Genomic DNA, 26,926 nt, shown 5'->3' with positions numbered 1-26,926 from the left:
GGCCCGGCGTGCGGGCGAGACGCGACCGCGCCCGTCCTCCCCGGCCCACCCCGCAACCCACCCATGACCGCAAGCGTGCCTGGCCCCCGCCTCTCTCCGGGCCGCTCGCTCGCTTCTCCCCCGTTCTGACGCGGCTCGCGGAAGCACGACACTGACAAAGAAGCGAGTGGCCCAACGGCCACTGACAAACCCCGTCAGGCCGCACCCAGCTCGCACCACACGAACTTCCCCTTGTTGCCGTCCCGGGACAGCGGCTGCCACCCCCACAGATCGGAGCACGCCCGCACCAGCGCCAGTCCGCGCCCGTCCTCCAGCCCCAGGTCCGCGGACCGCTCGAAGGGCAGCGGCGCGTCGGGCGGCGCGGGGTCGGTGTCCCACGCCCCGATCCGCAGCACGTCGGCCGCCCAGTGCACCCGCAGGGCCGCCGGCCCCTTGGTGTGCCGTACGGCATTGGCGACCAACTCCGCCGCGAGCAACTCGGCGACGTCGACCAGCCCGATCAGCCCGTGCATCGTGAGGATGAGACGGAGGGTGCGGCGGCTCACCGTGACCGCACGGGGGTCGTTGGGGATGGAGAGGGAGTACTCCCAGGACTCGCTTCCGGACATGCGTGAACTCCGTTGAGATGAAGAAAAGTTTCGGCTCGCGGGCGGTGGCTCTGCCGCAACCGTCATGACAGGACGGAGCGGTGCGCTTCCGCTGCGCTTACTTGATGTCACTGACGGTAGACCTTGGTTTTAAGACCGAGCAAGTCATTCCCTTAATCTGAACCTGAAAGAGTTGCCGCGACAGGCGCGTTGAACCGAGGGGCAACCGGATGGGAACCAGGCGCGAGCCAACGGCGCGGCAAAGGCGACTGGGAGTCGAGCTGCGCAGACTTCGCGAGACGGCGGGATTCAGCGCACGCGAAGCAGCGGCGCTGCTCGGCGTGAACTCCGTGCAGATCAGCCAGATCGAGTCGGGCATCGCAGGAGTGAGCGAGGAGCGCCTGCGCCGACTCGCCTCCCACTACGCCTGCACGGACCGGGAGTTCATCGACGCGCTGGTGGCGATGGCCACTGACCGAACGCGCGGCTGGTGGGAGGAGTACCGGTGGCAACTGCCCACCTCGTTCCTCGACCTCGCCGAACTCGACCACCACGCCACGTTCCGGCACGAGGTCGCGATCCTGTACGTGCCGGGCCCGCTGCAGACCGAGGACTACGCTCGAGCCGTCTTCTCCGCCAGAGTGCCGGAACTGACCGCTGACGAGCTGGAAATGCGCGTACGACACCGGATGGCACGCAAGCGGACCGACTTCCCGTACACACTGGTGATCCACGAAGCGGCCCTACGCATCAGGGTCGGCGACCGCGCGACGTCCCGCGCTCAGCTCATCGCGCTTCTGAACTCGTCTGAAGCGGACGACATCACCGTGCGCGTCATCCCCTTCGACCTGGATAACTTCGGCCTGGCCGCAGGCACCATGCCCTACATGGGCGGTCCGGTTGCCAGACTGGACACCGTCGTACGCGACGCACCGCATGGCTCGGCCTTTGTCGACGCCGAGGCACAGCTCGGCGCCTATCGAATGCGTTTCCGTAAAATTGAAGCCGCGTCACTGGAACCGGAACGCTCGCGTGACTTCATCAACCGTCTGACCAAAGAGCTGTGAGGCACTCGATGAACAACTGGCGCAAGTCGTCCTACTCAGGCCCCGACGACGGCAACGACTGCGTCGAGATCGCGAACACTCCCACCCACGTGGGCGTCCGCGACTCAAAGGCCCCGGCCAAAGCCACCCTCACCTTCCCGGCCGGAGCCTTCGCCATCTTCCTGGACGGCGTGAAGACCTACTCCACCGTCACCGACTTCGCCAGGTTCCGGGGCTGATCCACCTCGTTCCCCCGCGCCGTCGCCAGCTCGCAGGCGAAGACCTGGAGCGGCACCGTCGCCACCAGCGGCTGGAGCAGCGTCGGGGTTGCCGGGATGCGGATCAGGTGGTCGGCGTACTCGGCGACCACCTCGTCCCCCTCCTCCGCGATGACAATCGTCCGCGCACCCCGCGCCCGGATCTCCTGGATGTTGGAGACGATCTTGTCGTGGAGGACGGACCGCCCGCGCGGCGACGGGACGACCACGACCACCGGCAGGTCGTCCTCGACCAGCGCGATCGGCCCGTGCTTCAGCTCGCCCGCCGCGAAGCCCTCCGCGTGCATGTAGGCCAGCTCCTTCAGCTTCAGCGCGCCCTCCAGCGCGACCGGGTAGCCGACGTGCCGCCCCAGGAACAGCACCGTGTTCTTCCCGGCCAGCGACCGCGCCAGCTCCCGTACCGGCTCCATCGTGCCGAGGACCCGCTCCACCGCACCGCCGATCGACGACAGGTCGCGGACCACCGCGCGGATCTCGTCGGCCCACTTGGTGCCCCGCACCTGGCCCAGGTACAGCGCGACCAGGTAGCAGGCGACCAGCTGGGTCAGGAACGCCTTCGTCGAGGCGACGGCGACCTCCGGCCCGGCGTGCGTGTAGAGCACCGCGTCCGACTCGCGCGGGATCGTGGAGCCGTTGGTGTTGCAGATCGCCAGGACGTGCGCGCCCTGCTCGCGGGCGTGCCGCAGGGCCATCAGGGTGTCCATGGTCTCGCCGGACTGGGAGATGGCGATGACGAGGGTCTGCTGGTCGAGGATGGGGTCCCGGTAGCGGAACTCGCTGGCCAGTTCCACCTCGCACGGGATGCGCGTCCAGTGCTCGATGGCGTACTTGGCGATCAGCCCGGCGTGGAAGGCCGTACCGCAGGCGACGATGACGACCTTGTCGACCTCGCGCAGCACCCCCGCCGGGATGCGGACCTCGTCCAGGGTGAGGGAGCCCGCCCCGTCGATGCGTCCGAGCAGCGTGTCGGCGACCGCCTTCGGCTGCTCGGCGATCTCCTTGAGCATGAAGGAGGCGTAGCCGCCCTTCTCGGCGGCGGAGGCGTCCCAGTCGACGTGGTACTCGCGGACGTCGGCCGGGCTGCCGTCGAAGTCGGTGACCGTCACCGCGTCCCGGCGCAGTTCGACCACCTGGTCCTGGCCCAGTTCAATGGCGTCGCGGGTGTGTGCGATGAACGCGGCGACGTCCGAGGCGAGGAAGGTCTCGCCGTCCCCGACGCCCACCACCAGCGGGGAGTTGCGGCGCGCGCCGACCACCACGTCCGGCTCGTCCGCGTGCACGGCGACCAGGGTGAACGCGCCCTCCAGGCGCCGGCACACCAGCCGCATCGCCTCGGCGAGGTCCGCGCAGGCGGAGTACTCCTCGGCGAGCAGATGGGCGACGACCTCGGTGTCGGTCTCGGACACCAGGTCGTGGCCGCGCTCGGCCAACTCGGCGCGCAGGGCGGCGAAGTTCTCGATGATGCCGTTGTGGACGACGGCGACCCGGCCCGCGTTGTCGATGTGCGGATGGGCGTTGGCGTCGGTCGGACCGCCGTGGGTGGCCCAGCGGGTGTGGCCGATGCCGGTGGTGCCCGCCGGCAGCGGCCGGTCCGCCAGTTCCTTCTCCAGGTTGACCAGCTTCCCGGCCTTCTTCGCCGTGGCCAGGCCGCCGTCGGCCGGCACGGCGACGCCCGCCGAGTCGTAGCCCCGGTACTCCAGTCGCTTCAGTCCGGCCGTCACGACGTCCAGCGCCGACTGCGGCCCCACATATCCCACGATTCCGCACATGACCGGCAGCCTACGATCCGTCAGTGGCCGAAAACGCCCGCCGCGTGCCCGGAATCGGAAATTCCCACCGGTGCGCGACCGTGTCGGGGCACCGGTGGGAACGGAGAACGCGGAGTGCGTCAGGCGAGCTTGCCAACCTGGGCGTCAACGACCTCGGCCGGGACCTCGAAGTCCTCACCGGTGGCCACGGCCGCCAGGTTGACGGCGCTGAAGGAGGCCAGGGTGGCGCCCTTGCGGACGACGACGATCTTGCTCGGGGCCTTGACGTTCTCGTCGGCGGCGACGGTCAGGGTGATGGCGGACGCCTCGTCCCCGCCCTCGGGCGCGGCGGTCGTGGCGACCTCGACGACCTCGGCCTTCTCGCCGGACACGGTGGCGGTGAAGCCGCCCGCGCACTTCTCGGCGGCGGCGGTCAGGCCCTTCATCGCCTCTTCGGCGCCCCCGCCCTCGTAGGAGGCGAGGTTGATCAGCATCTTGTCCACGTCGAGGCCGGCCAGGAGCGCCTCTTCGGGGCTGGTGCCCTCGGCGGGCTTCACGGGCTCACCCGTCCAGGACCGCTTCACGGTCGCGGCCGGCTCGGCCTGGGCCACGCCGGCCTGGGCGTGGGCCAGCGGCAGGCAGGCCGCGTCGTCCGTCTTGACCTGGTCCTTGGCGATGTCGTCCGTCGCGGCGACCTTGGTGGCGACCTTGCCGCTCTTGACGTCCGCCTGGGCGAGCGCGACCTTCTCCAGCTCGGCGGCGGTGAGCGCCTTGCCGGCCGGCGCGGCGGAGGCGGAGGCGGTCGAGTCGGCCTCGCCCTTGCTGTCGCCGGCCTTGTCCTCGTCGCCGGAGCCGCCGCAGGCGGTGGCGAGCAGGGCGAGCGCGGCGGCGGAGGCGGCGAGGGCGGTGCGGCGGACGGCGCTGGTTCTCACGTAGGGAACTCTTTCTTCGAAGGTGCGGAGGACTCCGCAACACATAGCGCGCACTTTAAGACACAGCAGACTCACAAACGATCATCGAGCGATCACCCGGTATGCGACCGTGACACCGATGTGATCTGCGCCGGGGACACCGACCGGGGCGGCGCGTGATGCGCGCGGGGCACGGACCGCAGCGGCCGCCGAGCGTGACACAGCCCACCTGCCGCTCCGTTCGAACTCCGTTAACAATGGACTGTGATCTCTCCGGTCTCCTCGATGCCCCGGAGCGCCCACCGGCAGCGGCCGGAGGCGACTCCCTACGTCGACCTCACCCGTGCCGAGTGGAGCGCGCTGCGCGACAAGACGCCGCTGCCGCTCTCGGCGGCGGAGGTCGAGCAGCTGCGCGGTCTCGGCGATGTCATCGACCTCGACGAGGTGCGCGACATCTACCTCCCGCTGTCCCGGCTGCTCAATCTCTACGTCGGCGCCACCGACGGGCTCCGGGGAGCGCTGAACACCTTCCTCGGTGAACAGGGCTCCCAGTCCGGCACGCCGTTCGTCATAGGGGTCGCCGGCTCCGTGGCGGTCGGCAAGTCCACGGTGGCCCGTCTGCTGCGGGCCCTGCTGTCGCGCTGGCCCGAGCACCCGCGCGTGGAGCTGGTGACGACGGACGGCTTCCTGCTGCCGACCCGGGAACTCCAGGCGCGCGGCCTGATGTCGCGGAAAGGCTTCCCCGAGTCGTACGACCGCCGTGCGCTGACCCGTTTCGTCGCCGACATCAAGGCGGGGAAGGGCGAGGTCTCCGCCCCGGTCTACTCCCACCTCATCTACGACATCGTTCCCGGCGAGCAGCTCACCGTGCGCCGCCCGGACATCCTGATCGTCGAGGGGCTCAACGTCCTCCAGCCCGCCCTCCCCGGCAAGGACGGCCGCACCCGCGTCGGACTCGCCGACTACTTCGACTTCAGCGTGTACGTGGACGCCCGCACCGAGGACATCGAGCACTGGTACCTCAACCGCTTCAAGCGGCTGCGGGAGACCGCGTTCCAGGACCCGTCGTCGTACTTCCGCAAGTACACGCAGGTCTCCGAGGAGGAGGCCCTCGACTACGCCCGCACGATGTGGCGCACCATCAACAAGCCCAATCTGGTGGAGAACATCGCCCCGACCCGGGGCCGGGCCACGCTGGTCGTGCGCAAGGGCCCGGACCACAAGGTCCAGCGGCTCAGCCTCCGCAAACTCTGACCGCTACGCTGCCGCCATGCTGCATCTGCGTCTGATCACGCCGCCCGAGAAGACCGACGACGTGGTCCGGCTGATCGACGGGACGGTCGGCACCACGCACCTGTGCGTGCTGCCGGGCGCCGCCCGCAACCCCGCCGGGGACGTCGTGATGTGCGACGTGGCCCGGGAGGCGGGGGACGAGCTGCTCAGCGGGTTGCAGCGGCTGGGGCTGGACACGAGCGGCTCCATCGCGGTGGAGAACATCGACCTGTCGCTGTCGAAGCGGGCCGAGGAGGCGGAGCACGAGGCGCCGGGCGAGAGCGCGGACGCGGTGCTGTGGGAGCACCTGACCGGGGCCACCCACGAGGAGTCGACCCTCTCGGTCACCTATCTCGCGTTCATCACGCTGGCCACCATGATCGCGGCCTGCGGTGTGGTGCTGGACAACGCGATCCTGATCGTGGGCGCGATGGCGGTGGGCCCGGAGTTCGGCCCGCTGGCCGGTTTCTGCACGGCGGTGGTGCAGCGCCGGCCGCGCCTCGCGCTGCGCTCGGTGACCGCCCTGCTGGTGGGCTTCGCGGTGGCGATGGCGGTGACGGTGGGGTTCAGCCTCTTCATGGACTCCGTCGGGCTGTTCACCAAGGAGCAGTTGGAGGCCGAGCGGCCGCAGACCGGCTTCGTCTACGCCCCCGACTGGTTCTCCTTCGTGGTGGCGGTCCTGGCCGGCGCGGCCGGCACGCTCTCGCTGACGTCCGCCAAGTCCGGCGCCCTGGTCGGTGTCGCCATCTCGGTGACCACGATCCCGGCCGCCGCCAACGCCGCCGTCGCGCTGAGCTACGGCGACACGGTCCAGACCTGGGGCTCCACCGAGCAGCTCCTGCTCAACCTCCTCGGCATCACCCTGGCGGGCACCCTCACCCTGCTGGCGCAGAAGTACTTCTGGGCCGGGCAGCACCGGCGGCTGCGCAGGCGGGCGCAGGCCTGACGAACCCCGAACGGCCGTTGCCCAGTACCAGCCAACTTCGATCGACACCTGACCACTTCGATCATCATGTGAACACCGGACATCCACAAGTGCCCCATGTGGCGCGGAGAAACGGAGAACGAGAACAGCTACCGGCCGGTAGTGGAGATCTCGCCAACCGTCGTCCGGCAACGGAACGGTCTCCTCTTCCCCGTATCCGGGCTTCTGCCTAGTGTTACGTCCCGCGCAGCCGGACCTGACCAGTCCGTCCCGCGCACATCCATCAGCGACCGGGGGAACAGCGCCGCCATGGGAAGGGGCGCGTCGCATGCCACACCATCTGCCATCCGTGCATCTCGTACTGGACGGACTTCGCCGTTCCTGACGCCGTGGGAGCCGAGGCGTCCGCACCGACTCCTCGCGCTCACCGGCGCCCTCCCGGTCGTCTCCCTCCAGTGCAGAAGGGGATGCACGCTTGCGTTCCAGACCACCGTGGTCCGTCGGGCCCGGACCACGTCGACCCGGATTCCTTGCCGGAGTCCTTCCTCTCTCCCTCGGCCTCGCGGTCGTCGCGGGTCTCGCCGCCCATCCACAGGCGACCGACCCGATCTCCGCGGACGACGCCGTTCCCGCGAGCAGCTCTCCCGACTGGAACGCGGTCACGGCCGCCGAGCAGCTGCGGGAGGACCAGTGCCTGATGTCGGACGTGCTGCGGCTGGGCGGGCCGGCCATGACCGCCGTCGCGCAGGACGGCCTCAACCAGCCGCCGGACAAGCTGCGCGAGCTGGCCAACCGCGACTACTGGGAGGACACGCCTCTCGCCACCGCGTACACCAAGGACCGGGACGCCGCTTCCCAGGAGCTGGACGCGCTCAACAGCCGCCGGGACGCCTGGGCAGTGCCCCTCGACGGGCTGGAGACGCCCGGCGGCTTCACCGTCACCGGGTTCCACTGGCCGCCCGGATCGCCCGGTGACGACGAGGAGGACTTCTACTCCCAGACCGGCCTGACCCAGTGGGTCGCCGACCGGTTCTGGAAGAGCGAGGGCGACTTCTACGAGGACCCCACCCCCCTGGCCGACGAACAGACCGTCAAGGCCGTCACCGACCTCGGTACTCCGCTTTACAGCGAGAAGCCCTACGACCCGTCCCTGCCCACTGACGAGCGGGAACGGCAGTACTACGAAGAGCGGGCGTTCGAGGACCTGACGGACGGATTCCCTCCCGCGAGCGCGGACGACGCCCGTCTCTTCCTGTCCTACGGTGGTTTTCCCCGTACCGCTCCCCAGCCGGGCACGGCGGAGTACCGCATCGCGGTGGAGGACCTGAAGGCCCGGTTCGCGTCCTGCGCCTGGCGGGACCCGATCGACCCCAGCGAGGTGCTGGGCGGGATCGCCGGCACCGCCGCCACCGAGTGGCAGGAGGAGGTCGCCGCCCAGGCCGGACAGCGCGACCTGATCCTCGACGCCAACGAGAACGCCACCAAGGCGCTCGCCGCCGGCGCGAAGTCGCTCGGGGAGATGCTCGGCAACTCGTGGGTCGCCGACCACCTCGTCCAGTGGCAGGACTACTGGTCCGCCGGCGGGGTGGGCTGGATCGGTGACAGCCACGTGACGATCGAGGTGCCGGGCGCGAAGGGCAGCTGCCTGGACGTCGCGGGCGGCGGCAAGACCAACGGCACGCCCGTGCAGATCTACACCTGCAATGACGGCGCGTCCCAGCAGTGGACGCTCGAAGGCAGCGAGAACGACCTCCACCTCCGCAACGTCGGCTCGCAGAAATGCCTGGACGTGGCCGGGAACGCCTCGGCGAACGGCACGAAGATCCAGATCTCGGACTGCTACAAGTCCAAGGGCCAGTCGTGGAAGGGCGACGTCCGTGCCACCGCGCCCCTGAAGAGCGTGACCACCGGCAAGTGCCTGGACCTGAGCGCGTTCACCAAGAGCACGGACGCGCGGCTGTGGGACTGCAAGGACGCCGGTTCGCAGAAGTTCCTGATCAAGCCGTCCGGCCACCAGGGCACCGACAGTCTGTCCTACCCGGACAAGGCGCAGTTCGACAAGGCGAAGAAGGGCGTCGCCGCCGCGCAGGCGAAGGCGACGAGTGAACTCGCCCTCCTCAAGGCTCGGGCCGCCGCGGTCCAGAAGGCCGTGGCCACCACCGACGCCGCCGAGAAGGCCGCCTACGCCATCGCCGACGAGCGCGGCGCGCCGCGTGGCCGCGGGCTGCTGGTCGGTCAGCAGAAGGCACAGGTCACCAAGGGCGCCGCGGCGGCGCTGCAGGCGATGGTGAAGGCCGGCGAGACGGCCGAGGCCGCCACCCGCGCGTCCGCCGGCGACAGCGCGACCATCGCCCAGCGGGCGCTGGCGCAGGCCGCCCAGTCCAAGGCGGAGTTCCGCAGGGAGGCCGCCCACGCCGCCGAACTGCAGGCGAAGGCCTCCGCCGACGCGGCCAAGCTGCACCGGGACAACGCCAAGAAGGACAAGGAGACCGCCGAGGCCAAGCTCACCGAGGCCCTGAAGGCCGAGGGCGAGGCCAAGACGGCCGCCGCCGAGGCCCGCGCCGAGCGCCTGGCCGCCGAGGCCGAGGAGAAGACGGCCGAGGCGGAGAAGAAGAAGGCCGCCGCCAAGCAGGCCGAGGCGGCCGAGCACCGGAAGACCGCCGAGACCGAGGCGACGAAGGCCAAGGACGCCAAGGACAAGGCCGAAGCGGCCGAGGGTACGGCGTCCGACAAGCGCGATGCTGCGGTCAAGGCCCGGGACAAGGCCCGCGACCTGCGGGACGACGCCTGGGACGCCGAGCAGAAGGCCGACGCCGCACGCGCCAAGGCCGACGCGAAGGAGGCGTACGCCCAGGCGCACGAGTCCGACAGCAACGCCCGGGAGGCGAGGGCCGCGGCCGACGCGGCCGCCGGGCACGCCGACGACGCCGAGGCCGCCGCGACGAAGGCCCGCACCGCGGCCGACGCCGCGACGCAGGCGGCCGCCGACGCGGACGCCGCCGCGACCCGCGCCGAGGCCGCCGCCAAGAGGGCCCGCGCGCACGCGGACGGCGCCCAGGCAGCGAAGCTGAAGGCCGACGCCGCGGTGAGGACCTCGACCAGTGCCGCGGCGGACGCCATCCAGGCGGCGAAGCACGCCGCGTCCGAGGCGAAGGCCGCCGTCGAACTGGCCGACGAGGCGGAGAAGGAGGCCAAGACCGCCAGGACCCACGCGAACGAGGCGAGCAAGGAGGCCGCCAAGGCCCTCGTCGCGTCGGCGAAGGCGGCGGGTTTCGCCCACGTCACCGCCCAGGCCGCGGCCGACGCCGGCAACGCCGCCGCCCAGGTCGCCAAGCCCGCCAACGACGCGATCCAGCTCGGCTCCCCCTACGTCGACACCGACTCGGCCGCCGGCCTCGTCGTGCTGACCGGGCAGGCGTCGAAGTCGATCGCCGAGCAGCAGAAGGCCGTCGCCGAGGCCCACGCCAAGAACGCGCAGGCCGAGGCCTCCGCCGCGAAGAACCTCGCCGACCAGGCGAAGGGCGACGCGAAGCAGGCCTACGTCCACGCCGCGAACGCCGCAGGTCACGCCGCCGACGCCCGCACCTACGCCAAGGAGGCCCTCGGCTACGCCGCCGACGCCGCCACCGCCGCGTCCAAGGCCGCCGCGTCACTGGCCCGCACGGTCGAGTACGACCGCCAGGCCACCGAGGACGCGGAGGCCGCCGACAAGGCGGCGGGCCGCGCCGAGAGCCACGCCGCCGACGCCCGCGACTCCGCCGACGAGGCCGCCCTCGACGCGGAAGCCGCCCGCACGGCCGCCTCGGAGGCCGAGGAGGCCGCCAGGGACGCCAGGGCGGCGGCCAACCGCGCGGACGTGGCCGCCACCGAGGCGGAGGAGGCCGCGAAGGACGCCCTGAAGTACGCGGAGGAAGCCCAGGAGGCGGCGGAGTCCGCCGAACGCAAGCAGGCCAACCAGCAGGTCTCGTCGGGCGCCGGCACGGGCATCGGCGGCGTCTTCTACGTGGCCGACGAGGACACCGTCAAGGTCACCGACGCCCAGCAGAAGAACGACTGCGTCATCGAGATCGGCTTCGAGGGCTGCACGGTCACGTTCGCGGTGACCTTCGAGGTGAAGGTCGACTTCTACCTCTGCACCAACCCGGACGTGCCCGCCACGGCCACCGGCTGCCCGGCCGGGGACACGCTGTACCTCGGCACCCAGCCGTTCGACGGGCTGAAGAAGGACGTCACCCAGTACTTCAGCAAGCTCGACCTGATCAAGCAGACCGTCGTCTACCAGATCCTGAAGGCCGCCCTGGTCCAGGACTTCGTGGACTGCTGGCACGGCAGCGTCGGCGGCTGCGCCTGGGCGGCGAGCAACTTCATCCCGGGCAAGGCGTTCGCGAAGATCGGCGACGCGCTCCACGCGCTCAACGCCGCAATGCACACGGGCGTCGGCGTCACCGACGCCCTCAAGGCGCTGAAGGCCTTGGACGGCATCGACCCCGCGACCGTCGCCAAGATCGAGGGGGCGGTCAACGCCTACGAGGATGTGATCACCGCCTGCCGGGTCAACAGTTTCCCGGGCGCCACCCGGGTGCTGATGGCGGACGGCTCCCGCAAGGCGATCCGGGACGTACGGGTGGGTGACCTGCTGCTCGCCGGCGACCCGCTGACCGGGCGGTCGGACGTACAGCCGGTGACCGACACCTTCCGGCATCCGACGACGCGTCTGATCGACATCGCCCTCACGGACGGGGCCCTCACCAGCACCGCCGGCCACCGGTTCTGGGTGGAGGGCAAGGGCTGGACCCTGGTCTCCGACCTCCGGACGGGCGACCGGCTCCGCACCCCGGACGACACCCTTCACGCGGTGACGGGCCTCAGGGACCGCAGCGGGCTGGCGTCACGCGAGGTCTTCGACCTGACGGTCGACGCGCTGCACACCTTCTACGTCACCACCGAAGGCACCCGGCCGCAGGACGTCCTCGTCCACAACTGCACCGACATCGTCGGTGACGAGGGCATCGAGGGCGCCCACACCCTGAGGGACCACGTGAACAGGACCGACGCGCAGATGAGGGAGAAGGCGCTGGCCTCGACCCGGGGCATCGCGACGCGGTGGCTCGACGAGGCCACCGCCGCACGCGCCGTCGACAAGGCCATGAGGGAGTGGATCGCACAGCCGCGCAACGCCGCCAAACTGGAGACCTGGAGGAACAAGCAGGCCCAGCACATCGGGAAGGGAATCGGTTTCGACCCGCGGAAGGATCTGCTCACGTTCACCTGGACGCTCGGTGATGAGGGATCCTTGGGCTTCAAGTGGGTGAGGAGCGGCGACGACGCGGCCAAGTCCGCCGCCGGCAACACGGTGTCGATCAGCCTGAAGTACGTGGGCAAGCAGCACAAACCGTCCAAGTACGTGGTCTACACCGCCTACCTGGAAGGCTGACCCATGACCGACGGAACCGGGAAAGGACCGGGCGCCCTGAGCGAGTACCTGGAAGACGCCTTCGTGGAGGACATCGGACTCAGCTGGGTGACCTCCAAGTGGAACGTCCCCGACGAGCTCTCCCCGGAGGACGCCGAGCGCTTCCTGCCCGACGGCGGGCCGTCGGCGTGGTGGCTCACGCTCCCCGCATCCGCGGTGGAGAACTTCGACCGGTCCAGAGCCGTACGACTGGGGCAGGACATCCGCACTCTGGTCGAGTCGCCGCTGCCGGACGGAACCATCCGCACGGTGTGGCTCGGCGCCACGCACGGCACCTCCGACCCGGAGGCGTACGGCTTCGGCGCCCGCGCCTGGCTGCGAGCGCTGGAGGACGCCTGGCTCATCCGGGTCCGTGAGGAGGATCCCGCCTTCACGCCTCCGCCGGCCCAGCCGGTGCTGGACGAGGGGGCGCGGCAGGCCGTCCTCGGGGTGATCCGCCCGGTCGCGGGGGACCTGGACCGTGCGGCCTCGGACCCCGGCTACGGGCTCCCTGTGCGCGGCCTCGTCCCCGCACTGCGGCAGGTCGTCACCGAGGCCTGTGCCGACCTGGGCTACCGGCTGTTCCTGCGTGCCCTGAAGGCGTACTTCGTGGAGATCGACACGTCGAGCCACGACGTTTTCGTCGCTCTCGGGCAGCGGTTCGGCTATCCGGAGTACCTGGTGGAGGACAACCTCAACCACCGGCACTGATCCGACACGGCGGACGGCGGGGGCACCTGATGGTGTCCCCGCCGTCCGCCGTTTCGGGAGCGCGCCGGTACTACCCCAGCGCCGACTTCACCGCGTCCGCCAGCCGGCCCGCCACCGAGCGGGCCTGGTCGATGTCGGCGGCCTCGACCATGACGCGGACCAGCGGTTCGGTGCCGGAGGGGCGGAGGAGGACGCGGCCGGTCTCGCCCAGTTCGCGCTCGGCCTCGGTGACGGCCGCCGCGAGTTCCCCGGAGGTCTTCACGCGGGACCTGTCCACGTCGGGGACGTTGATGAGGACCTGCGGGAGGCGCTCCATCACCGACGCCAGCTCCCGCAGCGGACGCCCGGTCTGGGCGACCCGCGCCGCGAGCAGCAGCCCGGTGAGCGTGCCGTCGCCGGTCGTCGCGTGGTCGAGGACGATGACGTGGCCGGACTGCTCGCCGCCGAGGGCGTAGTCCTTCTCCTTCATCTCCTCCAGGACGTACCGGTCGCCGACCGCGGTCTGCACGAGCCGGATGCCCTCGCGCTCCATGGCGAGCTTGAAGCCGAGGTTGGACATCACGGTCGCGACGACGGTGTCGGAGCGCAGTGCGGAACGCTCCCGCATCGCCAGCGCGAGCACGGCGAGGATCTGGTCGCCGTCGACCTCCGCACCGGTGTGGTCCACGGCCAGGCAGCGGTCCGCGTCGCCGTCGTGCGCGATGCCCAGGTCGGCCCCGTGCTCGACGACCGCGGCCTTCAGCAGGTCCAGGTGGGTCGAGCCGCAGCCGTCGTTGATGTTGAGCCCGTCCGGGTCGGCACCGAGGGTGACGACCTCGGCGCCGGCGCGGGTGAACGCCTCCGGCGAGACCTTGGCGGCGGCGCCGTGCGCCTCGTCGAGGACGATCCGCAGACCGTCCAACCGGTTCGGGAGGGCGCCGAGGAGGTGGGCGACGTACGTGTCCACGCCCTCGTCGTAGTCGCGCACGCGGCCGACACCGGCGCCGGTCGGGCGGTCCCAGGGGGCGCCGGTGCGGTGCTCCTCGTACACGGACTCGATCCGGTCCTCCAGCTCGTCGGCGAGCTTGTGGCCGCCGCGGGCGAAGAACTTGATGCCGTTGTCCGGCATGGCGTTGTGGCTCGCGGAGAGCATCACACCGAGGTCGGCGCCGAGCGCCCCGGTCAGATGCGCCACCGCGGGCGTCGGCAGCACGCCGACCCGCAGGACGTCCACGCCCGCGCTCGCGAGGCCCGCCACCACGGCGGCCTCCAGGAACTCCCCGGACGCACGCGGGTCACGTCCGACCACGGCGGTGGGCCGGTGGCCTTCGAACGTGCCCGCCTCGGCCAGTACGTGCGCGGCGGCGACGGACAGGCCGAGCGCCATCTCCGCCGTCAGGTCCGCGTTGGCGACACCGCGCACGCCGTCCGTGCCGAAGAGTCGTCCCACTTGTCCTCCTGAGGAAGCGTCAGTATGGAAGCCGTACCGAGGCCCTGCCACGGTCGTACCGAGGCGTTGGACCCGCCCGGGCGGCTTACGGTTGCGCCGCTGACGGAGTGTGTGCCGTGTGCGACGGTCGCGATGCGTGTGCGGCTCCGCATCTCCGGGCACCCAATGCCCGACCATCCGATCACATTAGCCTTTGAGCGCCTTGTGCCGTTATACGCCCACAGCCCTGAATAAACGAACGCCCCGGCAGCACTGTGGCGTGCCGCCGGGGCGTTCGGAGTACGCGCGAGCGTCCCGTGATTAGCGCTTGCTGTACTGCGGGGCCTTGCGGGCCTTCTTCAGACCGGCCTTCTTGCGCTCGACCGCACGGTCGTCGCGCTTGAGGAAGCCGGCCTTCTTCAGCGGGCCGCGGTTGTTGTCGACGTCGGCCTCGTTCAGCGCGCGGGCGACACCGAGACGGAGCGCACCGGCCTGACCGGAGACACCGCCACCCGCGATGCGGGCGATGACGTCGTAACGGCCCTCGAGCTCGAGCACCTTGAAGGGCTCGTTGACTTCCTGCTGGTGCACCTTGTTCGGGAAGTAGTCCTCGAGGGTGCGACCGTTGATCTTCCACTTGCCGGAGCCCGGGACGATCCGGACGCGGGCGATGGCGTTCTTGCGACGGCCCAGGCCGGCGGCCGGCTGGGGCTCGCCGAAGCGGGAGGCCATGGACTCCGAGGTGTACTCACCCTCGACGGGGACCTCGGACTCGGTGGTGTAGCTGTCGATGTCAAGCTCTTCGAGCGGCTGCTCGGCAGTGGTCTCGGCCACGATTCTCCTCAGATTCTGTTCAGTCTTAGGGGTGGCCGGACTTACTGCGCGACCTGGGTGATCTCGAACGGCACCGGCTGCTGGGCAGCGTGCGGGTGCTGGTCGCCCGAGTAGACCTTCAGCTTCGTGAGCATCTGACGGCCCAGGGTGTTCTTGGGGAGCATGCCCTTGACGGCCTTCTCGATGGCCTTCTCGGGGTTCTTCGCCAGCAGCTCGTCGTAACGGACGGAGCGCAGACCACCCGGGTAGCCCGAGTGGCGGTACGCCATCTTCTGAGTCCGCTTGTTGCCGGAGAGGTGCACCTTGTCCGCGTTGATGATGATGACGAAGTCACCGGTGTCGACGTGGGGCGCGTAGATCGGCTTGTGCTTGCCGCGCAGGATGGAGGCCGCAGTGGAGGCCAGACGGCCCAGGACGATGTCCTGGGCGTCGATGACGTGCCACTGGCGCGTCACATCGCCGGGCTTGGGGCTGTACGTACGCACGGTTCGTAGCCTTCGCTTCTTCAGTGAATGGTCCTGACAAGGTCACCGAAGACGATCACGACAGCCCTGACCGCACAGCGGTGACGCAAACCGCGTGCTGGTCGCTGGTCATCGGCCCGGTGGACCGGTGTAAGGGCCCCTCACGTGAGAATGAGTAAGCCACTACACACAACGAACATGCAGGATACCCACGCTCGGCCGGACGGGTCAAAACGAGACCGCCGTCGGTGGGCTACGCCGATTCTACGGCGGAACGCTCCCTCCCGGGCGACGCGTCCGGCTCGTCGACCCCCCGCGTCCCCCGCACGCAGTGGCGCGCGACCGTCACCGCCAGCACACACAGCGTGAACGCGTCCCGGAAGGACCGGCGCCGCTCCGACTCCAGCCACGGCCACGTCACCCCCGGCAGCTGCGGCACCAGGGCGAGCCAGAACCAGGGCCGCCGGGCCACCGCGCCGGCGTACGGCAGACCGGCGAGCAGCAGCGGCAGGACGACCAGGAGGTAGTGGTTGTAGGAGGGCCGCGAGACCAGGAACGCCGAGAGCATCAGCCCCGCGGACGTCTCCGCCAGCCGCAGCGGCACCGGGCCGGGCCCGCGCCAGCGCCGGTACGCGCACACCACGCCGACGGCCGCCACGAGCAGGCCGAGCAGGGCGGCCGGGGCCTCGGGCACGCCGAGCCGGGGCAGCACCGCCGCCGGCGAGGCCTCGTAGAGCCGTACGAACGTGTCGTCGCCGCGCAGCAGGAAGGGCAGGGTGCGGGTGAGGAAGCCCGTCGGGTCGGGCAGCAGCAGCGCCGCCGAGACGGAGGCGACCGAGGGCACCAGCACCAGGACGGCCAGCGCCCGCCACCGGCGCGCGAAGAGGAAGAGCAGCGCCATCGGCGCGAGCAGCGGCTTCAGCGCCACGGCCACGCCGATGACCGCGCCCGCCGCCACCCACCGGCCCCGGCTCGCCAGCAGCAGGCACAGCGGCAGCGCCAGCGCGGCCGTCACCGTCCAGTTGCCCAGCCGCACCAGCTGCCCGAACGGCGCGAAACCGGCCGCCAGGCCCAGCAGCCCGAGGGCGGCGAGCCTGCTGCGCAGCGGTACGCGGTACAGGCGCAGGGCACAGGCCCAGCCGAGCGCGAGAGCGACGGTCACCGCCGACGGCACCAGGACGTCGACCACGGGGCGCGGCAGCAGCGCCTGCGGCACGGCGGCCACGACCGCGCTCGGGAAATAGAGGAAGTGCGGATCGTCATACGGCGAACGGCCGGCCAGCCAGGTCCGCGCGGCGTCGACGACGATCGCGTTGTCCATGCCTCCGTCCGAGGTCACCAGCACCGTATGGATCGTCAGCGCCCCCAGCAGCGCCGCGAGTCCGGTCCACAGGTGCCCGCTCGCAGGTCGCACCAACCACCCGGAGATGTCGCTTTTGCCCGTCGCCATGGGGGCAACGCTAGGGCCTGGGAGCAGCGTTGAGGCGGACCAGCACACCCCTTGCCCCGTCTAAAGTGGGCCCCATGAGCTTTGGGCAGGGGGGACCTCAGCAGCAGTGGGATCCCTGGAAACCGAATAACCAGCAGCCCTGGAACAGCGGCGGCGCCGACCAGTCGCCCGACTGGGCCGCGCTCGCCGACGCGTCCGAGGCACGCGCCAAGCGGCGCAGGCTGCTGTTCATCGGCGGTGGCGCACTCGCCACCGTCGCGATAGGCGCGGCCGTCGCGGTCGCCGTCGTCTCCGCGAACGGTGGCGGTGACCAGACCTCTCCGGGCACCTCCTCCCAGCTGCCCGGGGCCGCCGACCTACCGAGCGCCACGGGCACGGTCCCGTCCTTCGCCCCGACGAGCGCCCCGCCCCCGCTGGACCCGAAGGACTTCATCGCCAGCGCGCGGAAGGACAAGGCGCCGCTGAGCCCCGACATCCTCTTCCCGGGCACCCAGCTGACCATGGGCGAGACGGTGTACAAGAAGGGCCCGACGGCCGACACCGAGAACTGCGCCTCGGCCGCGAAGGCCACGCTCCCCAAGGTGCTCACGGACAACGACTGCACCCGCCTGATCCGCGTCACGTACACCAAGGACGGCGTGGCGGTGACGGTCGGCGTGGCCGTCTTCGGCACCGAGGCCCAGGCGATCGGGGCCAAGCAGCAGGCCGACACGAAGAGCATCGTCAAGTCGCTCTCGGGCGGCGGCGTCAAGGACTTCTGCGTCGGCGCGGTCTGCCGCTCGACCACCAACTCCTACGGGCGCTACGCCTACTTCACCCTCGCTGGCTTCACGAATGGCGAGGACGTGACGCCCAAGGACACGGCCGTCTTCTCCACCGGCGACGACCTCCAGGAGTTCACGTTCCGTCAGATCCGCCGCAGGGGCGAGGCCCAGGCCTCGGCGGCGGCGAACGAGTAGCGCCGCCGCCGGGGCGGGATCAGCCGGTCACAGGCGCTTGGCGCTGCGCAGCGTCTTGGCGTAGTAGCCGTTGCCGTCCAGGCGGGAGACGCCGCCGATGTCGCCGATGGTCGGCCCGTTGACCTCTTCCCGGCTGGAGACGAAGATCAGGTGGCCCTCGGTGTCGTAGCCGAGCACCATGCCCACGTGGTCGAGCCGCTCCTTGGTGCGGGTGTCGAGCTTGAAGAAGACGAGGTCGCCGGGCTGGAGCTGGTCGATGGCGGACGGCCGGTCCTCCGGCGACACCCCGGCCAGCGGGAGCACGTCGACGCCCTCGTCGGAGCGGGCCATGCCGTTGGCGGTGCGCGGGAGACCGTCGCCGGAGCCGCTGTCCGCGGACATCAGCGGGTAGCGGGCGCGGTAGCCGAGCACCATGCGGATGAAGCCGGAGCAGTCCAGCGCCTTGGCGCGCATCGCCTCCGGGGTGCCGACCGCACCGTCCCGGAACGGGTACGGGACGCCGAGGTAGTCGTAGAAGTCGGACTGCTCCAGACGCAGGTCGCCGCCCTCGGCGCCGGAGGTGTTCAGCGGACCGAAGTTCGCGTCACCGGCGTAGACGGTGCCCTGCTCGTCCTTCTTCTGCGGGGCGCCCGCCACGTACTGGAAGGCGAAGGCGAACAGGTCGTCCTCCTTGCTGCCCTTGTACTCGGCGTACCACTCCTTGAACCACTTCTCCTTCTCGGCGCCCTTCTTCCAGGATTCGGGCATGAGCCGGACCCAGTCCGTGGTGGAGACCTTGGAGGAGGTCGAGGTCGGCTCCTCGAAGGTGCGCGCCGGCCCGGTCAGCGTGGCGCTGCGCGCCCCGTCGGTGAAGACGGCCTGGATCCGGCCGTCACCGTCGCGCAGCACGGAGCGCGCGGGGTTCTCCAGCCGGGTCCAGCGCTCCTCGCCCCGGTCCTCGGCGGTGCCGCCGCCGGAGCCCTTGGCCCCGTCCAGGACGCCGACGTTCCTGACCTCCGCGATCCCGGGCTCCTCCTGCTTGCGCAGTTCCAGGGTGAGGTAGCCGGAGGTCGCGACGAGCGCCAGCACCACGAGGCCCGAGACGACCGGTCGCGACTTCTTCTTCGCTTTCCCTGCCACCGTTTACTCCTCGGTTGTCATTCGGTTCTCAGTGGTCTGAGCGGTTCCCAGACGGTGGGTCTGAGCGGTTCCCAGACGGTGGGTCTGAGTGGTCTCAAGTGGTCTGAAGCGGTTCAGACGGTGGGCATGACGCCGAGCAGCAGGCCGGCGGCGACGACGATGTAGGCCATGAGGGAGACGGTGCCCGTGGCCAGCAGGGTGGCGCCCTTGGGCTGGCGCACCATCTGGTAGGCGACCAGGCCGGGCACGATGAACCCGAGGGTCTGGTTGCCGTACAGCAGCGGGAACTCGATCGAGAGCACGATCATCACCGTGGCCTGGAGCAGCACGCCCAGCAGCACCACCGCGGCGAACAGCCGCTTGCCGTAGAGGATCACCAGCCGCTGCATGATCTTGGTGCCCGCGTAGGTCAGCGCGGTGACGCCCACCATCATGGCCGCGCGCTGAAGGTCCTCGATGAGGGTCAGCGCGATCCAGCCCGGCGTGATCATTCCACCGGGGGACAGATTGGTGGTGAGGTAGCACAGCAGCGAGAAGAACAGGCCTATGGCGATGCCCAGGGCGGCCATCTCGGGGGTCAGTGCGGCGGTGGTCAACGGGGTCTCCGGGCGGGTGAACGGGGTGGGCGAGGCGGGCGGCCCGCGGGGGGGGTCAGCGGCGCGGGGTCGGTCCGCCGCCCTCTGCGGTCGGATACCGGGTTCCGTCGTGGGGCACGTCGTGGGACACGTCGTGGGGGTCTGCGAAGAACGGGTCGTCGTAGTACGGATAGGGCTCGTGGGCAGGGCCGTACGACGGGCCCTGCTCGTGCTGTCCGTACGGCTGCTGCCCGTGCTGGTGCTGCTCCTGCTGCCGGTGCTGTCCGTACGGTCCGGTCGACTGGGCGGGGATGCGGAGTACCGGGATCTCCTGGGTCTGCGACGCCTGGTAGCGCTCCTCGTACGCCGTCGGGTAGGACGCGAACGGGTCCAGGCGCGGCGCCTGGGCCTGCGCCGGGGCCGCGTCGGCCGGGCTCGGCGCGTCCTCACCGGTGTCGCTGTCGTCCGCCGGGAGTTCGGCCAGGTACTCCAGGAGTTCCTCGCCCTGGCCGTGGATGTTGCCGATGGCGACGAGGGAGGAGCCGTCGGACATGCGATCGAGCAGGGTGGGCATGAACTCGTCGGCGGACCGCCGCTCACCGCCCAGGTCGACCGCCCGGTCGCGCCACTCGGCGGGAATGGCGTCGATGGCGCTCTTGGACGGGTGCCCGATGACGAAGACGTTGTCCGGCTCCAGGTCGGGGATGATCTCGCCCATCTGCCCGTTGCGCTCCACGCGGTCCGGACGGCAGTTGATCACGACGTTGAGCGGCCGGCGGATGGCGCCGAGGTCGAGCAGCTGGTTGATGTTCATCAGCGTCGACTCGGGGTCGTTGGCCGCGAACACGTTGGCGAAGGCGAGCCGCTTGCCCTCGGGGGTGGCGTAGCGCTCCACGGAGAGCACGCCCGGGTCCGGCGGGGCGTCGTACATGCCCTGAAGGGCGACCTTCCGCTCCACTCCGAGCAGCTCGGCGACGACCAGGGCGATCGCCACGTTCTCCTTGAAGGTGAACCAGCTGAAGCCGCGCAGCTCCTCGTCGGTGACCATCTCGGGGTCGGCGTAGACCAGCCGGCAGTTCCGGGCGTCCGCCTCCTCCTGGAGGATGTGGAAGCGCTCCTTCTCCGCGGTGACGCAGATGCCGTCCTCGGGCATCGACCGGCACAGCGAGCGGGCCACGTCGTCCAGGGTGGGGCCCATCTCGGCGAGGTGGTCCTCGCGGACGTTGCACAGCACGCCGATCGTGGAGCGGATCAGCTTGCTCTGGTTGACCTCCTGGAGGGCCGGCATGACCGCCATGCACTCGATGACGAGGGCGTCGGGACGGTAGGTGGCCGCCCGGCGGACGATGCCGATCTGCTCGACGACGTTGGCGATGCCGAACTTGCGGTAGACCGGCTCCTCGGTGGCGTCGGGGTGGATGAAGCGTGCGGCCGTGCCGGTCGTCTTGGCCACGGTGACCAGATCACCGCCGCGCAGGGCACCGGCGCAGAGCCGGGTGATGGAGGACTTGCCGCGGATGCCGTTGACGAGCACGCGGGACGGGATGGAGTGCAGCGCTGCGTAGTGCCTGCGCTGCTCCACGATGCCCGCGACGAGCAGGAACAGGCTGCCGGCCAGCAGGACGAAGTACAGGTAGAGCACGGCGGGTCACCTTTCTCCGGCGCCGAGCCGGGGCTCGGTGGACCGGCGTGCCTGGTTCTGGCGGCGGGCCTGCAACTGCTGGCGGATCAGTTCGAGGCTGCGGACCACGGCCCCGACCTCGTCCTGGTAGCGGGGGAAGTGCACGGTCTTGAGGTCTCCGTCGGCGAGCTTCTCGGCGCCGGCGGCCAGCGCCCGCAGCGGCCGTGCGACGACCAGGTACACCCAGCCGAGGCAGACGACGATCGCGGCGAGGCCGAGCAGGCCGGCGAGCACGCTGCGGTCCTCGCGCTCGTAGGCGGCGATCTGGAAGTCCTTGGCGTTCTGCCAGCTGACGACGGTCCAGCCGAGGTCGGAGGCGACGCCACCGCCGGAGAAGGGGGCCGCGGCGGCGACGGTGACGCTGCCGCCGTCGCGGATGAGCAGGCCGTTCTCGACCGGCCCGGCGCCCACCGGCACATTGCCCGCGCGCACCAGGTCGGGCAGGGCGTCGTTCGGCAGGTCCTCGAAGGCGAGGAAGCCGTCGCCGGCGGCGAGGGTGTCGGCGTCGGCGTTCACGACCCGGACCTCGCCGAGGCCGGGCCGCTTCAGCAGCGAGTTCAGGAACTCCACGCGTACCTCGCCGACGAGGGTGGTGCCCTGGTGTCCGGGCACCGGCGCGCCGGCCTGGATCACGGGCTTCCGCTCGCCCTTGCCGGACACGCGGATCAGGGGCAGGTCCTTGGCGTCGCTCCAGTCGTGCGGGTCTCCCCCGGCCCGGGCGACGACCTCGCCGGTGTCGTCCACGACGTACAGCGCCTGGTAGCGGGTGTGCTCGCGCAGGGCGTCCGTCAGCAGCTCGCCGGTGGTGCCGGGGTCGTCGGCGTCGATCAGACGGGAGGTGGAGACGAGGTCGGCCTGGGCCTCGTTCAGGGCCCGGCGGACGCGGTCGGCGACCAGGTCGGTGCGGTCGCGCTGGTCGTTGACCATGGTGGCGGGCACGCTGACCGAGCCGTCGGTGCGGTTCAGCAGCAGGCCGACGGGCACGCACCACAGCAGCAGCAGGACGGCGGTCACCGCGAGCGGTACGCGGACACCGACGCGGGCCCTGCCGCCGGCGGCGCCGGGTCCCTCACCGGAGCCGTCGAGCTGGGCCCGCAGGCGTTCCAGGGCGGCGCCGATCCGGGCGGCCTCGCCCCAGCGGGGTACCGCGACGGGCCGGGTCAGGTCGCCCCGGGCGAGCCGGCGGGACTCCAGGAACAGCCGCAGCAGCGGTCGCTGCACGGCCGCCCACAGCACGGCCGCGGCCAGCAGGCCGAGCGCGACCAGCGCCCCCGCCGCGACCAGCCCGTACAGTTCCCGGCCGGTCTCCGCGGCGCCCTGCTGCTGGACCACGGGGAGCATGGCCACCACGGTGAGCCCGAGGCCCGCGGCGACGCTGTCCTTCTCCTCCGGGTCGGAGGAGGCGAGCGAGGCGTATCCGGCGGTGGTGACCCGGCCGCTGTAGTCGTCACCCAGCAGGGTCCCGCTGACGCCGGGGTACCCCCGGGAGCCGGGCTCCCGGGCGCTGACCGGGTGCTCTTCGGTCCGGGTGGCGGCCTGGTCGGAGAGGCGGGACATCTGCTTCTGCAGGAACGTCAGCTCTTTGCGTTCCTGGTCGGAGTTGAGGGCCTCGGACTGCTGGAAACCCTCGGTGGCGAGGACCTCTCCGTCCCGGGCCACGACCGCCATGCTGCGGAAGGGGCCCAGGTTGATGGCCGGCACGGACAGGCTGTTGGAGGCGATCAGCAGTTGCTGCGGCCTGTCCTTCCAGTCGAGGACGGCCATCGTCATCAGCCGGACGTCACCCGTCTCCAGGCGCACCATGCGCGGGGTGAGGGCGTGCTCGCCGGTGAGCACGTCGCGGTCAAGCCAGGCCAGAGGAATCGATTCGCCTCGGGCTGCGAGCACCTTTCCGCTCTCCAGGTCGACCACCGTGGTGCCGGTCCACTTCTGGTAGGTCGTGCCCAGGTCGGACAGGACGCGCTCCGGCTCCTCCGGCTCGCCCGCGTGCAGCGCGGCGGCGGTGCGCCGCAGGTCCGTGACCCGCTCGTCGATGGAGGCGCGCAGCGCGATGGCGCCGTCCTCGGCGAAGTGCTGCTGCGAGGAGAGCACCGCCTTGGGCACCACGACGTCACCGCCGGGGCCCAGCACCTTCGCGGTCAGACCGGCCAGCGCGACGATCAGCAGGCACAGCACTGCGATCGGGGGACGGATGCCGCCCAGGAGCGGCATGTCCGCACGCCTGCGGCTGCGTCGCCGCCCCTTCCGCCCGGAGTACGCGGCACGACTCGATGTCACCGGTCTTCTTCCTTGGTCGCTGCGCGGTGTCCAGCACCCGCTGGACGCACCGCTGCCGCGGTCGCGCGGCGCTGTCACTGAATAGACAGATAAATGCCGTCAAGGTTGTGCCCTTGACGGCCAACAGACTGTGTTGCTGGTCACTCCCCCAGGGTCAGGGGTTCAAGGCCGTCACCACCGGGAGCGCCGCGGTTGTAGAGGAAGCCGCGGGTGCGGTCGGCGGCCAGCCGGTAGCGGGCGAGCCGCTCGTCGGAGAGGCCGTCCGGGTGGTCGAGCCGGTCCTGCACATCCACCAGCCGGTGGTCCTCGACGGCGCCGTCGGGCAGTTCCTCACCGGCCTCGGTCTCCGGCGGGATGTCCACCAGGGTGGTGCGGTAGCGCGCGGTGACGTCCCAGCCCTCGGCCGCCTCCCGGAACTCGAACCAGCCGATCGCCCCCTCCTCGGTCAGCCCGGTCGGGGAGGAGTGCCGGGCCACCTGGTTGCCGAGGCTGTAGGCGATCCAGGTGCCGTTGACCTTCTGGATCGGCTGGACCACGTGGGCGTGGTGTCCGATCACCAGGTCGACGCCGGTCTCCTCGGTGATCCGCTGGGCCATCTCCAGCTGCGGCACGCTCGGCTCGTTGTAGTGCTCCAGCCCCCAGTGGACCGAGAGGATCACCACGTCGGCCCCTTGTTGACGGGCCCGGCTCTCGGCCGCCTTGATCTCCTCGGTGCTGCTGCGGTTGAAGGCCCAGCTCCGGTTCTCCGGCGTCGGGTTGAGGAAGGACTCCCACGAGTAGGAGAGATGCGCGACCTTGACGCCGTTGACGTCACGGATGTTGATCTTCTTCGCTTCCTCGGGCGTCCGCGCCGAGCCGGTGTGCCCGAGGCCCACCTCGTCCATGGCCTCGAGCGTGTTGCGCACGCCCTTCATGCCGTGGTCGTAGGTGTGGTTGGAGGCCGTGGAGCAGGTGTCGTATCCCACATCCTTGACCGCCGTCAGGATCTGCGGGGGCACGAGGAATTCCGGGTACCCCTCGAAGGGACCCTCGGGCTTTCCGACGGGGGTCTCCATGTGGCAGATCGCCAGGTCGGCCTTGCTGATCACGGGCTTCACCCCGGCGAGCAGCGGCCCGAAGTCCAGTCCCGCCTCGCCCTTGCCGGTCCTCTCGGCGTCCTTGGCCGCCTGCTCGACCAGCTCGGGATGGATGAGGATGTCACCAGCGGCGGCCACGGTGAACGAGCGTCCACCCGGCTTCGCCTGCGGCTCCGCGACCTCGGAGCCGCACGCGGCGGTGAGGGACACGGCCGCCAGGATCGTCACGGTACGACCCATACGGAGAGACTTACGGAATGTCACCGAGTTATGTTCACATGCACGACACAGGCAACTCCCGCATTACCATCACAAGACAGTCACACTTCGTGTACGTTCTGGGTCTGATCGGTGTAATCCTGGCACTGACGGGCTGTCAGTCGGCCTCCGAGCCGTCGGCGAGGGACTCCGACCCGACGGCCCGGGAACTGGTCGATCTGCGCAGCCGAGTCCTGTCGTACACGGAGGAACTGACCCCCGAGGGCCCCTACGCGCCCCCCGACGAGGAACAGCGCACACAACTGGCCCGCGGCGTCGGACGCCTGCTGGACGGCGACGCGCGCGAGGCCGAACGGCTGCTCGCCCCGATCGGACTCGGCGTCACCCGGCTCACCGACACCGAGTCCGGCCGGCGCTACGACGAGGTCGCGGCGACCGGCCCGGGCGAGAGCGCACGATGGGGCCGGCTGTACGTGAACGCGGATTCCCGGCTCCGCTGGAACGCGCAGGTGCCGCACCCCGTGGCCGACCGGGAGACCGAGGCGCTCGGCGTACGCCTGCTGGAGGACACCCCCGGCGGGGCCCTGGTCCTGGCCGGAGCCCACCGCCGGGCAGGGCGGGGGGACGCCGCCGATGTCGCCCACCGCGAGGACAGCGCCTTCCACACCATCGTCCTGACGCTGCAGAAGCGCGGCGTGCCCGGCGTCCAGCTGCACGGCTTCGCCGAGTCCACCACGGACCGCTACGACGCCGTCCTGTCGACCGGTGCGGCGGAGAGCGCTCCCGGCGAGGTGTCCGCCCTGGCCGACCGCATGGAGGCGGCCGGGCTGCGGGTCTGCCGGGGCTGGTCGGCGCGCTGCCCGCTGGAAGGAACGACCAACGTCCAGGGCCGGGCGGCCCAGCGGCAGCACGCGACCTTCGTCCACCTGGAACTCGCCCCCGACGCCCGGGGCGACGGCCGCGACGCCGACGAGGCCGCGACCGCCGTGGCCGGCCTGCTCACCGACTGGGCGCAGGACTGAGCGGGCCCGCCCGGCTCAGTCCGGCGGCAGCCGCCCGGTTCAGCAGCAGCCGGCCGCCGGCAGGGACCGCTTGTTGCGGGCCTCCTTGCTGCGGGCCGCGAGCAGGTCGTCCGCCGGGTAGCCGACCTCCTCCAGCGTCAGCCCGTGCGGGCGTACGACATGCACCGCCGAATCCCGTACGCCGGCCGCGAGGACCGTGCCGGGCCAGTCCGGCGGGCGGTGGCCGTCGCCGACGAACAGCAGCGCGCCGATCAGCGAGCGCACCATGTTGTGGCAGAAGGCGTCCGCCCGGACCGTCGCGGTGATGATCCCGTCCCCGCCCCGCACCAGGCTCAGCTCCTGAAGCGTGCGGATCGTCGTCGCGCCCTCCCGCCGCTTGCAGTACGCGGCGAAGTCGTGCTCCCCGAGCAGCCGCCGGGCGGCCTCGTTCATGGCGTCGACGTCGAGCGGCCAGTCGTGCCACAGCACGTGCCCGCGCAGCAGCGGGTCCACCCCGCCGGGGTTGTCGGTGACGCGGTAGGCGTACCGCCGCCAGATCGCGGAGAACCGGGCGTTGAAACCGCCGGGCGCCTCCCTGAGCGCCCACACCCGTACGTCCCTCGGCAGCCGTCCGGCGAGCCGCTTGAGCAGCTTCGTGTGGTGCTCGGCCCATACCTCCCGCGGCAGATCGACGTGAGCGACCTGGCCCCGGGCGTGCACACCGGCGTCGGTCCGCCCGGCCACGGTCAGCTCGTACGTCTGCCCGGACCGCGTGACCGTGCGCAGCGCGTCCTCGATCTCCCCCTGCACGGTCCGCCGCCCGCCGGCCTGCTTGGCCCAGCCCGAGAACTCGGTCCCGTCGTAGGAAAGGTCCAGCCGCACCCGCACGAACCCGGGCTGTACTTCGTCACTCACACAAAGATCCTCTCAGCA

Annotated in this window: 21 protein-coding genes; 8 read left to right on the top strand and 13 right to left on the bottom strand. The window is 71.0% G+C overall.

Annotated elements, in window-relative coordinates:
* Positions 1-194: 194 nt before the first annotated feature.
* The gene (locus tag IE178_RS30450) at positions 195-608 is read right to left on the bottom strand and encodes an ATP-binding protein (RefSeq protein ID WP_193514490.1); all 414 of its coding nucleotides are present in this window, start codon (positions 606-608) and stop codon (positions 195-197) included.
* A gap of 209 nt (positions 609-817) precedes the next feature.
* Here IE178_RS30450 and IE178_RS30445 point away from each other — a divergent pair, with 209 nt between their 5' ends.
* Both IE178_RS30445 and IE178_RS30440 read left to right on the top strand, forming a co-directional pair.
* Positions 818-1,654, top strand: coding sequence for a helix-turn-helix domain-containing protein (locus IE178_RS30445; protein WP_193514489.1), 837 nt, complete (start codon positions 818-820; stop codon positions 1,652-1,654).
* 8 nt (positions 1,655-1,662) lie between these two features.
* Positions 1,663-1,872 (top strand): DUF397 domain-containing protein, encoded by a 210-nt coding sequence (locus tag IE178_RS30440; RefSeq protein ID WP_145871932.1) that lies wholly within the window; start codon positions 1,663-1,665, stop codon positions 1,870-1,872.
* On the opposite strand, the gene glmS is transcribed toward IE178_RS30440, so the two are convergent.
* Both glmS and IE178_RS30430 read right to left on the bottom strand, forming a co-directional pair.
* Positions 1,833-3,680, bottom strand: coding sequence for a glutamine--fructose-6-phosphate transaminase (isomerizing) (glmS, locus tag IE178_RS30435; RefSeq protein WP_145867724.1), 1,848 nt, complete (start codon positions 3,678-3,680; stop codon positions 1,833-1,835). The genes IE178_RS30440 and glmS overlap by 40 nt on opposite strands.
* Positions 3,681-3,799: 119 nt before the next feature.
* Positions 3,800-4,591: a hypothetical protein gene (locus tag IE178_RS30430; protein ID WP_193514488.1), complete on the bottom strand. Its 792-nt coding sequence runs from the start codon at positions 4,589-4,591 to the stop codon at positions 3,800-3,802.
* 264 nt (positions 4,592-4,855) lie between these two features.
* Here IE178_RS30430 and coaA point away from each other — a divergent pair, with 264 nt between their 5' ends.
* The 4 genes from coaA (at position 4,856) to IE178_RS30410 (ending at position 12,930) form a co-directional block, all read left to right on the top strand.
* Complete coding sequence (coaA, locus tag IE178_RS30425) at positions 4,856-5,824, top strand: type I pantothenate kinase (protein ID WP_167531970.1); 969 nt, start codon at positions 4,856-4,858, stop codon at positions 5,822-5,824.
* Between the two features lie 16 nt (positions 5,825-5,840).
* The gene (locus IE178_RS30420; RefSeq protein WP_145867727.1) at positions 5,841-6,788 is read left to right on the top strand and encodes a DUF389 domain-containing protein; all 948 of its coding nucleotides are present in this window, start codon (positions 5,841-5,843) and stop codon (positions 6,786-6,788) included.
* A gap of 676 nt (positions 6,789-7,464) precedes the next feature.
* Positions 7,465-12,201, top strand: a complete 4,737-nt coding sequence (locus IE178_RS30415; protein WP_193514505.1) for a ricin-type beta-trefoil lectin domain protein — start codon at positions 7,465-7,467, stop codon at positions 12,199-12,201.
* A 3-nt stretch (positions 12,202-12,204) separates the two neighbouring features.
* Complete coding sequence (locus IE178_RS30410) at positions 12,205-12,930, top strand: hypothetical protein (RefSeq protein ID WP_193514487.1); 726 nt, start codon at positions 12,205-12,207, stop codon at positions 12,928-12,930.
* 70 nt (positions 12,931-13,000) lie between these two features.
* On the opposite strand, the gene glmM is transcribed toward IE178_RS30410, so the two are convergent.
* The 4 genes from glmM to IE178_RS30390 form a co-directional block, all read right to left on the bottom strand.
* The gene (gene glmM / locus IE178_RS30405; RefSeq protein ID WP_193514486.1) at positions 13,001-14,359 is read right to left on the bottom strand and encodes a phosphoglucosamine mutase; all 1,359 of its coding nucleotides are present in this window, start codon (positions 14,357-14,359) and stop codon (positions 13,001-13,003) included.
* A gap of 300 nt (positions 14,360-14,659) precedes the next feature.
* Complete coding sequence (rpsI, locus tag IE178_RS30400; protein WP_030831638.1) at positions 14,660-15,172, bottom strand: 30S ribosomal protein S9; 513 nt, start codon at positions 15,170-15,172, stop codon at positions 14,660-14,662.
* 41 nt (positions 15,173-15,213) lie between these two features.
* Positions 15,214-15,657 (bottom strand): 50S ribosomal protein L13, encoded by a 444-nt coding sequence (gene rplM, locus IE178_RS30395; RefSeq protein WP_184761010.1) that lies wholly within the window; start codon positions 15,655-15,657, stop codon positions 15,214-15,216.
* Between the two features lie 232 nt (positions 15,658-15,889).
* Positions 15,890-17,086 (bottom strand): glycosyltransferase family 87 protein, encoded by a 1,197-nt coding sequence (locus IE178_RS30390; protein WP_193514485.1) that lies wholly within the window; start codon positions 17,084-17,086, stop codon positions 15,890-15,892.
* 74 nt (positions 17,087-17,160) lie between these two features.
* On the opposite strand from IE178_RS30390, the gene IE178_RS30385 reads away from it, so the two are divergent.
* The gene (locus IE178_RS30385; RefSeq protein ID WP_193514484.1) at positions 17,161-18,045 is read left to right on the top strand and encodes a hypothetical protein; all 885 of its coding nucleotides are present in this window, start codon (positions 17,161-17,163) and stop codon (positions 18,043-18,045) included.
* Positions 18,046-18,072: 27 nt separating this feature from the next.
* Here the strand turns inward: IE178_RS30385 and IE178_RS30380 are convergent, their stop codons facing one another.
* The 5 genes from IE178_RS30380 to IE178_RS30360 form a co-directional block, all read right to left on the bottom strand.
* Positions 18,073-19,164 carry a C40 family peptidase gene (locus IE178_RS30380; protein WP_184761007.1) on the bottom strand — a complete coding sequence of 364 codons (1,092 nt, stop codon included), beginning with the start codon at positions 19,162-19,164 and terminating at the stop codon, positions 18,073-18,075.
* Between the two features lie 113 nt (positions 19,165-19,277).
* Positions 19,278-19,760, bottom strand: a complete 483-nt coding sequence (locus IE178_RS30375; protein WP_184761006.1) for a poly-gamma-glutamate biosynthesis protein PgsC/CapC — start codon at positions 19,758-19,760, stop codon at positions 19,278-19,280.
* Between the two features lie 55 nt (positions 19,761-19,815).
* Positions 19,816-21,381 carry a poly-gamma-glutamate synthase PgsB gene (gene pgsB, locus IE178_RS30370; RefSeq protein ID WP_193514483.1) on the bottom strand — a complete coding sequence of 522 codons (1,566 nt, stop codon included), beginning with the start codon at positions 21,379-21,381 and terminating at the stop codon, positions 19,816-19,818.
* A 6-nt stretch (positions 21,382-21,387) separates the two neighbouring features.
* Positions 21,388-23,631: a HAMP domain-containing protein gene (locus tag IE178_RS30365; RefSeq protein WP_193514504.1), complete on the bottom strand. Its 2,244-nt coding sequence runs from the start codon at positions 23,629-23,631 to the stop codon at positions 21,388-21,390.
* A gap of 206 nt (positions 23,632-23,837) precedes the next feature.
* Positions 23,838-25,013, bottom strand: a complete 1,176-nt coding sequence (locus IE178_RS30360) for a CapA family protein (RefSeq protein ID WP_184761004.1) — start codon at positions 25,011-25,013, stop codon at positions 23,838-23,840.
* A gap of 17 nt (positions 25,014-25,030) precedes the next feature.
* Between IE178_RS30360 and IE178_RS30355 the strand changes: the two genes are divergently transcribed.
* Positions 25,031-26,014, top strand: a complete 984-nt coding sequence (locus IE178_RS30355) for a hypothetical protein (protein WP_318280323.1) — start codon at positions 25,031-25,033, stop codon at positions 26,012-26,014.
* 39 nt (positions 26,015-26,053) lie between these two features.
* On the opposite strand, the gene truA is transcribed toward IE178_RS30355, so the two are convergent.
* The gene (gene truA, locus IE178_RS30350) at positions 26,054-26,908 is read right to left on the bottom strand and encodes a tRNA pseudouridine(38-40) synthase TruA (RefSeq protein ID WP_184761003.1); all 855 of its coding nucleotides are present in this window, start codon (positions 26,906-26,908) and stop codon (positions 26,054-26,056) included.
* Positions 26,909-26,926 lie beyond the last annotated feature (18 nt).

The sequence above is a fragment of the Streptomyces griseoloalbus genome, assembly GCA_014650015.1.
In the GTDB taxonomy this organism is placed as follows: domain Bacteria; phylum Actinomycetota; class Actinomycetes; order Streptomycetales; family Streptomycetaceae; genus Streptomyces; species Streptomyces griseoloalbus.
The sequence above is the reverse complement of the archived record's forward strand: the minus strand, read 5'-3'. Positions and strand labels throughout refer to the sequence as shown.

Coding starts and splice junctions, on each gene's coding strand:
- IE178_RS30450 (WP_193514490.1), bottom strand. CDS start 608: ATGTCCGGAAGCGAGTCCTGGGAGTACTCCCTCTCCATCCCCAACGAC.
- IE178_RS30445 (WP_193514489.1), top strand. CDS start 818: ATGGGAACCAGGCGCGAGCCAACGGCGCGGCAAAGGCGACTGGGAGTC.
- IE178_RS30440 (WP_145871932.1), top strand. CDS start 1,663: ATGAACAACTGGCGCAAGTCGTCCTACTCAGGCCCCGACGACGGCAAC.
- glmS (WP_145867724.1), bottom strand. CDS start 3,680: ATGTGCGGAATCGTGGGATATGTGGGGCCGCAGTCGGCGCTGGACGTC.
- coaA (WP_167531970.1), top strand. CDS start 4,856: ATGCCCCGGAGCGCCCACCGGCAGCGGCCGGAGGCGACTCCCTACGTC.
- IE178_RS30420 (WP_145867727.1), top strand. CDS start 5,841: ATGCTGCATCTGCGTCTGATCACGCCGCCCGAGAAGACCGACGACGTG.
- IE178_RS30415 (WP_193514505.1), top strand. CDS start 7,465: ATGTCGGACGTGCTGCGGCTGGGCGGGCCGGCCATGACCGCCGTCGCG.
- IE178_RS30410 (WP_193514487.1), top strand. CDS start 12,205: ATGACCGACGGAACCGGGAAAGGACCGGGCGCCCTGAGCGAGTACCTG.
- IE178_RS30390 (WP_193514485.1), bottom strand. CDS start 17,086: ATGGCGACGGGCAAAAGCGACATCTCCGGGTGGTTGGTGCGACCTGCG.
- IE178_RS30385 (WP_193514484.1), top strand. CDS start 17,161: ATGAGCTTTGGGCAGGGGGGACCTCAGCAGCAGTGGGATCCCTGGAAA.
- IE178_RS30365 (WP_193514504.1), bottom strand. CDS start 23,631: ATGCCGCTCCTGGGCGGCATCCGTCCCCCGATCGCAGTGCTGTGCCTG.
- IE178_RS30360 (WP_184761004.1), bottom strand. CDS start 25,013: ATGGGTCGTACCGTGACGATCCTGGCGGCCGTGTCCCTCACCGCCGCG.
- IE178_RS30355 (WP_318280323.1), top strand. CDS start 25,031: ATGTCACCGAGTTATGTTCACATGCACGACACAGGCAACTCCCGCATT.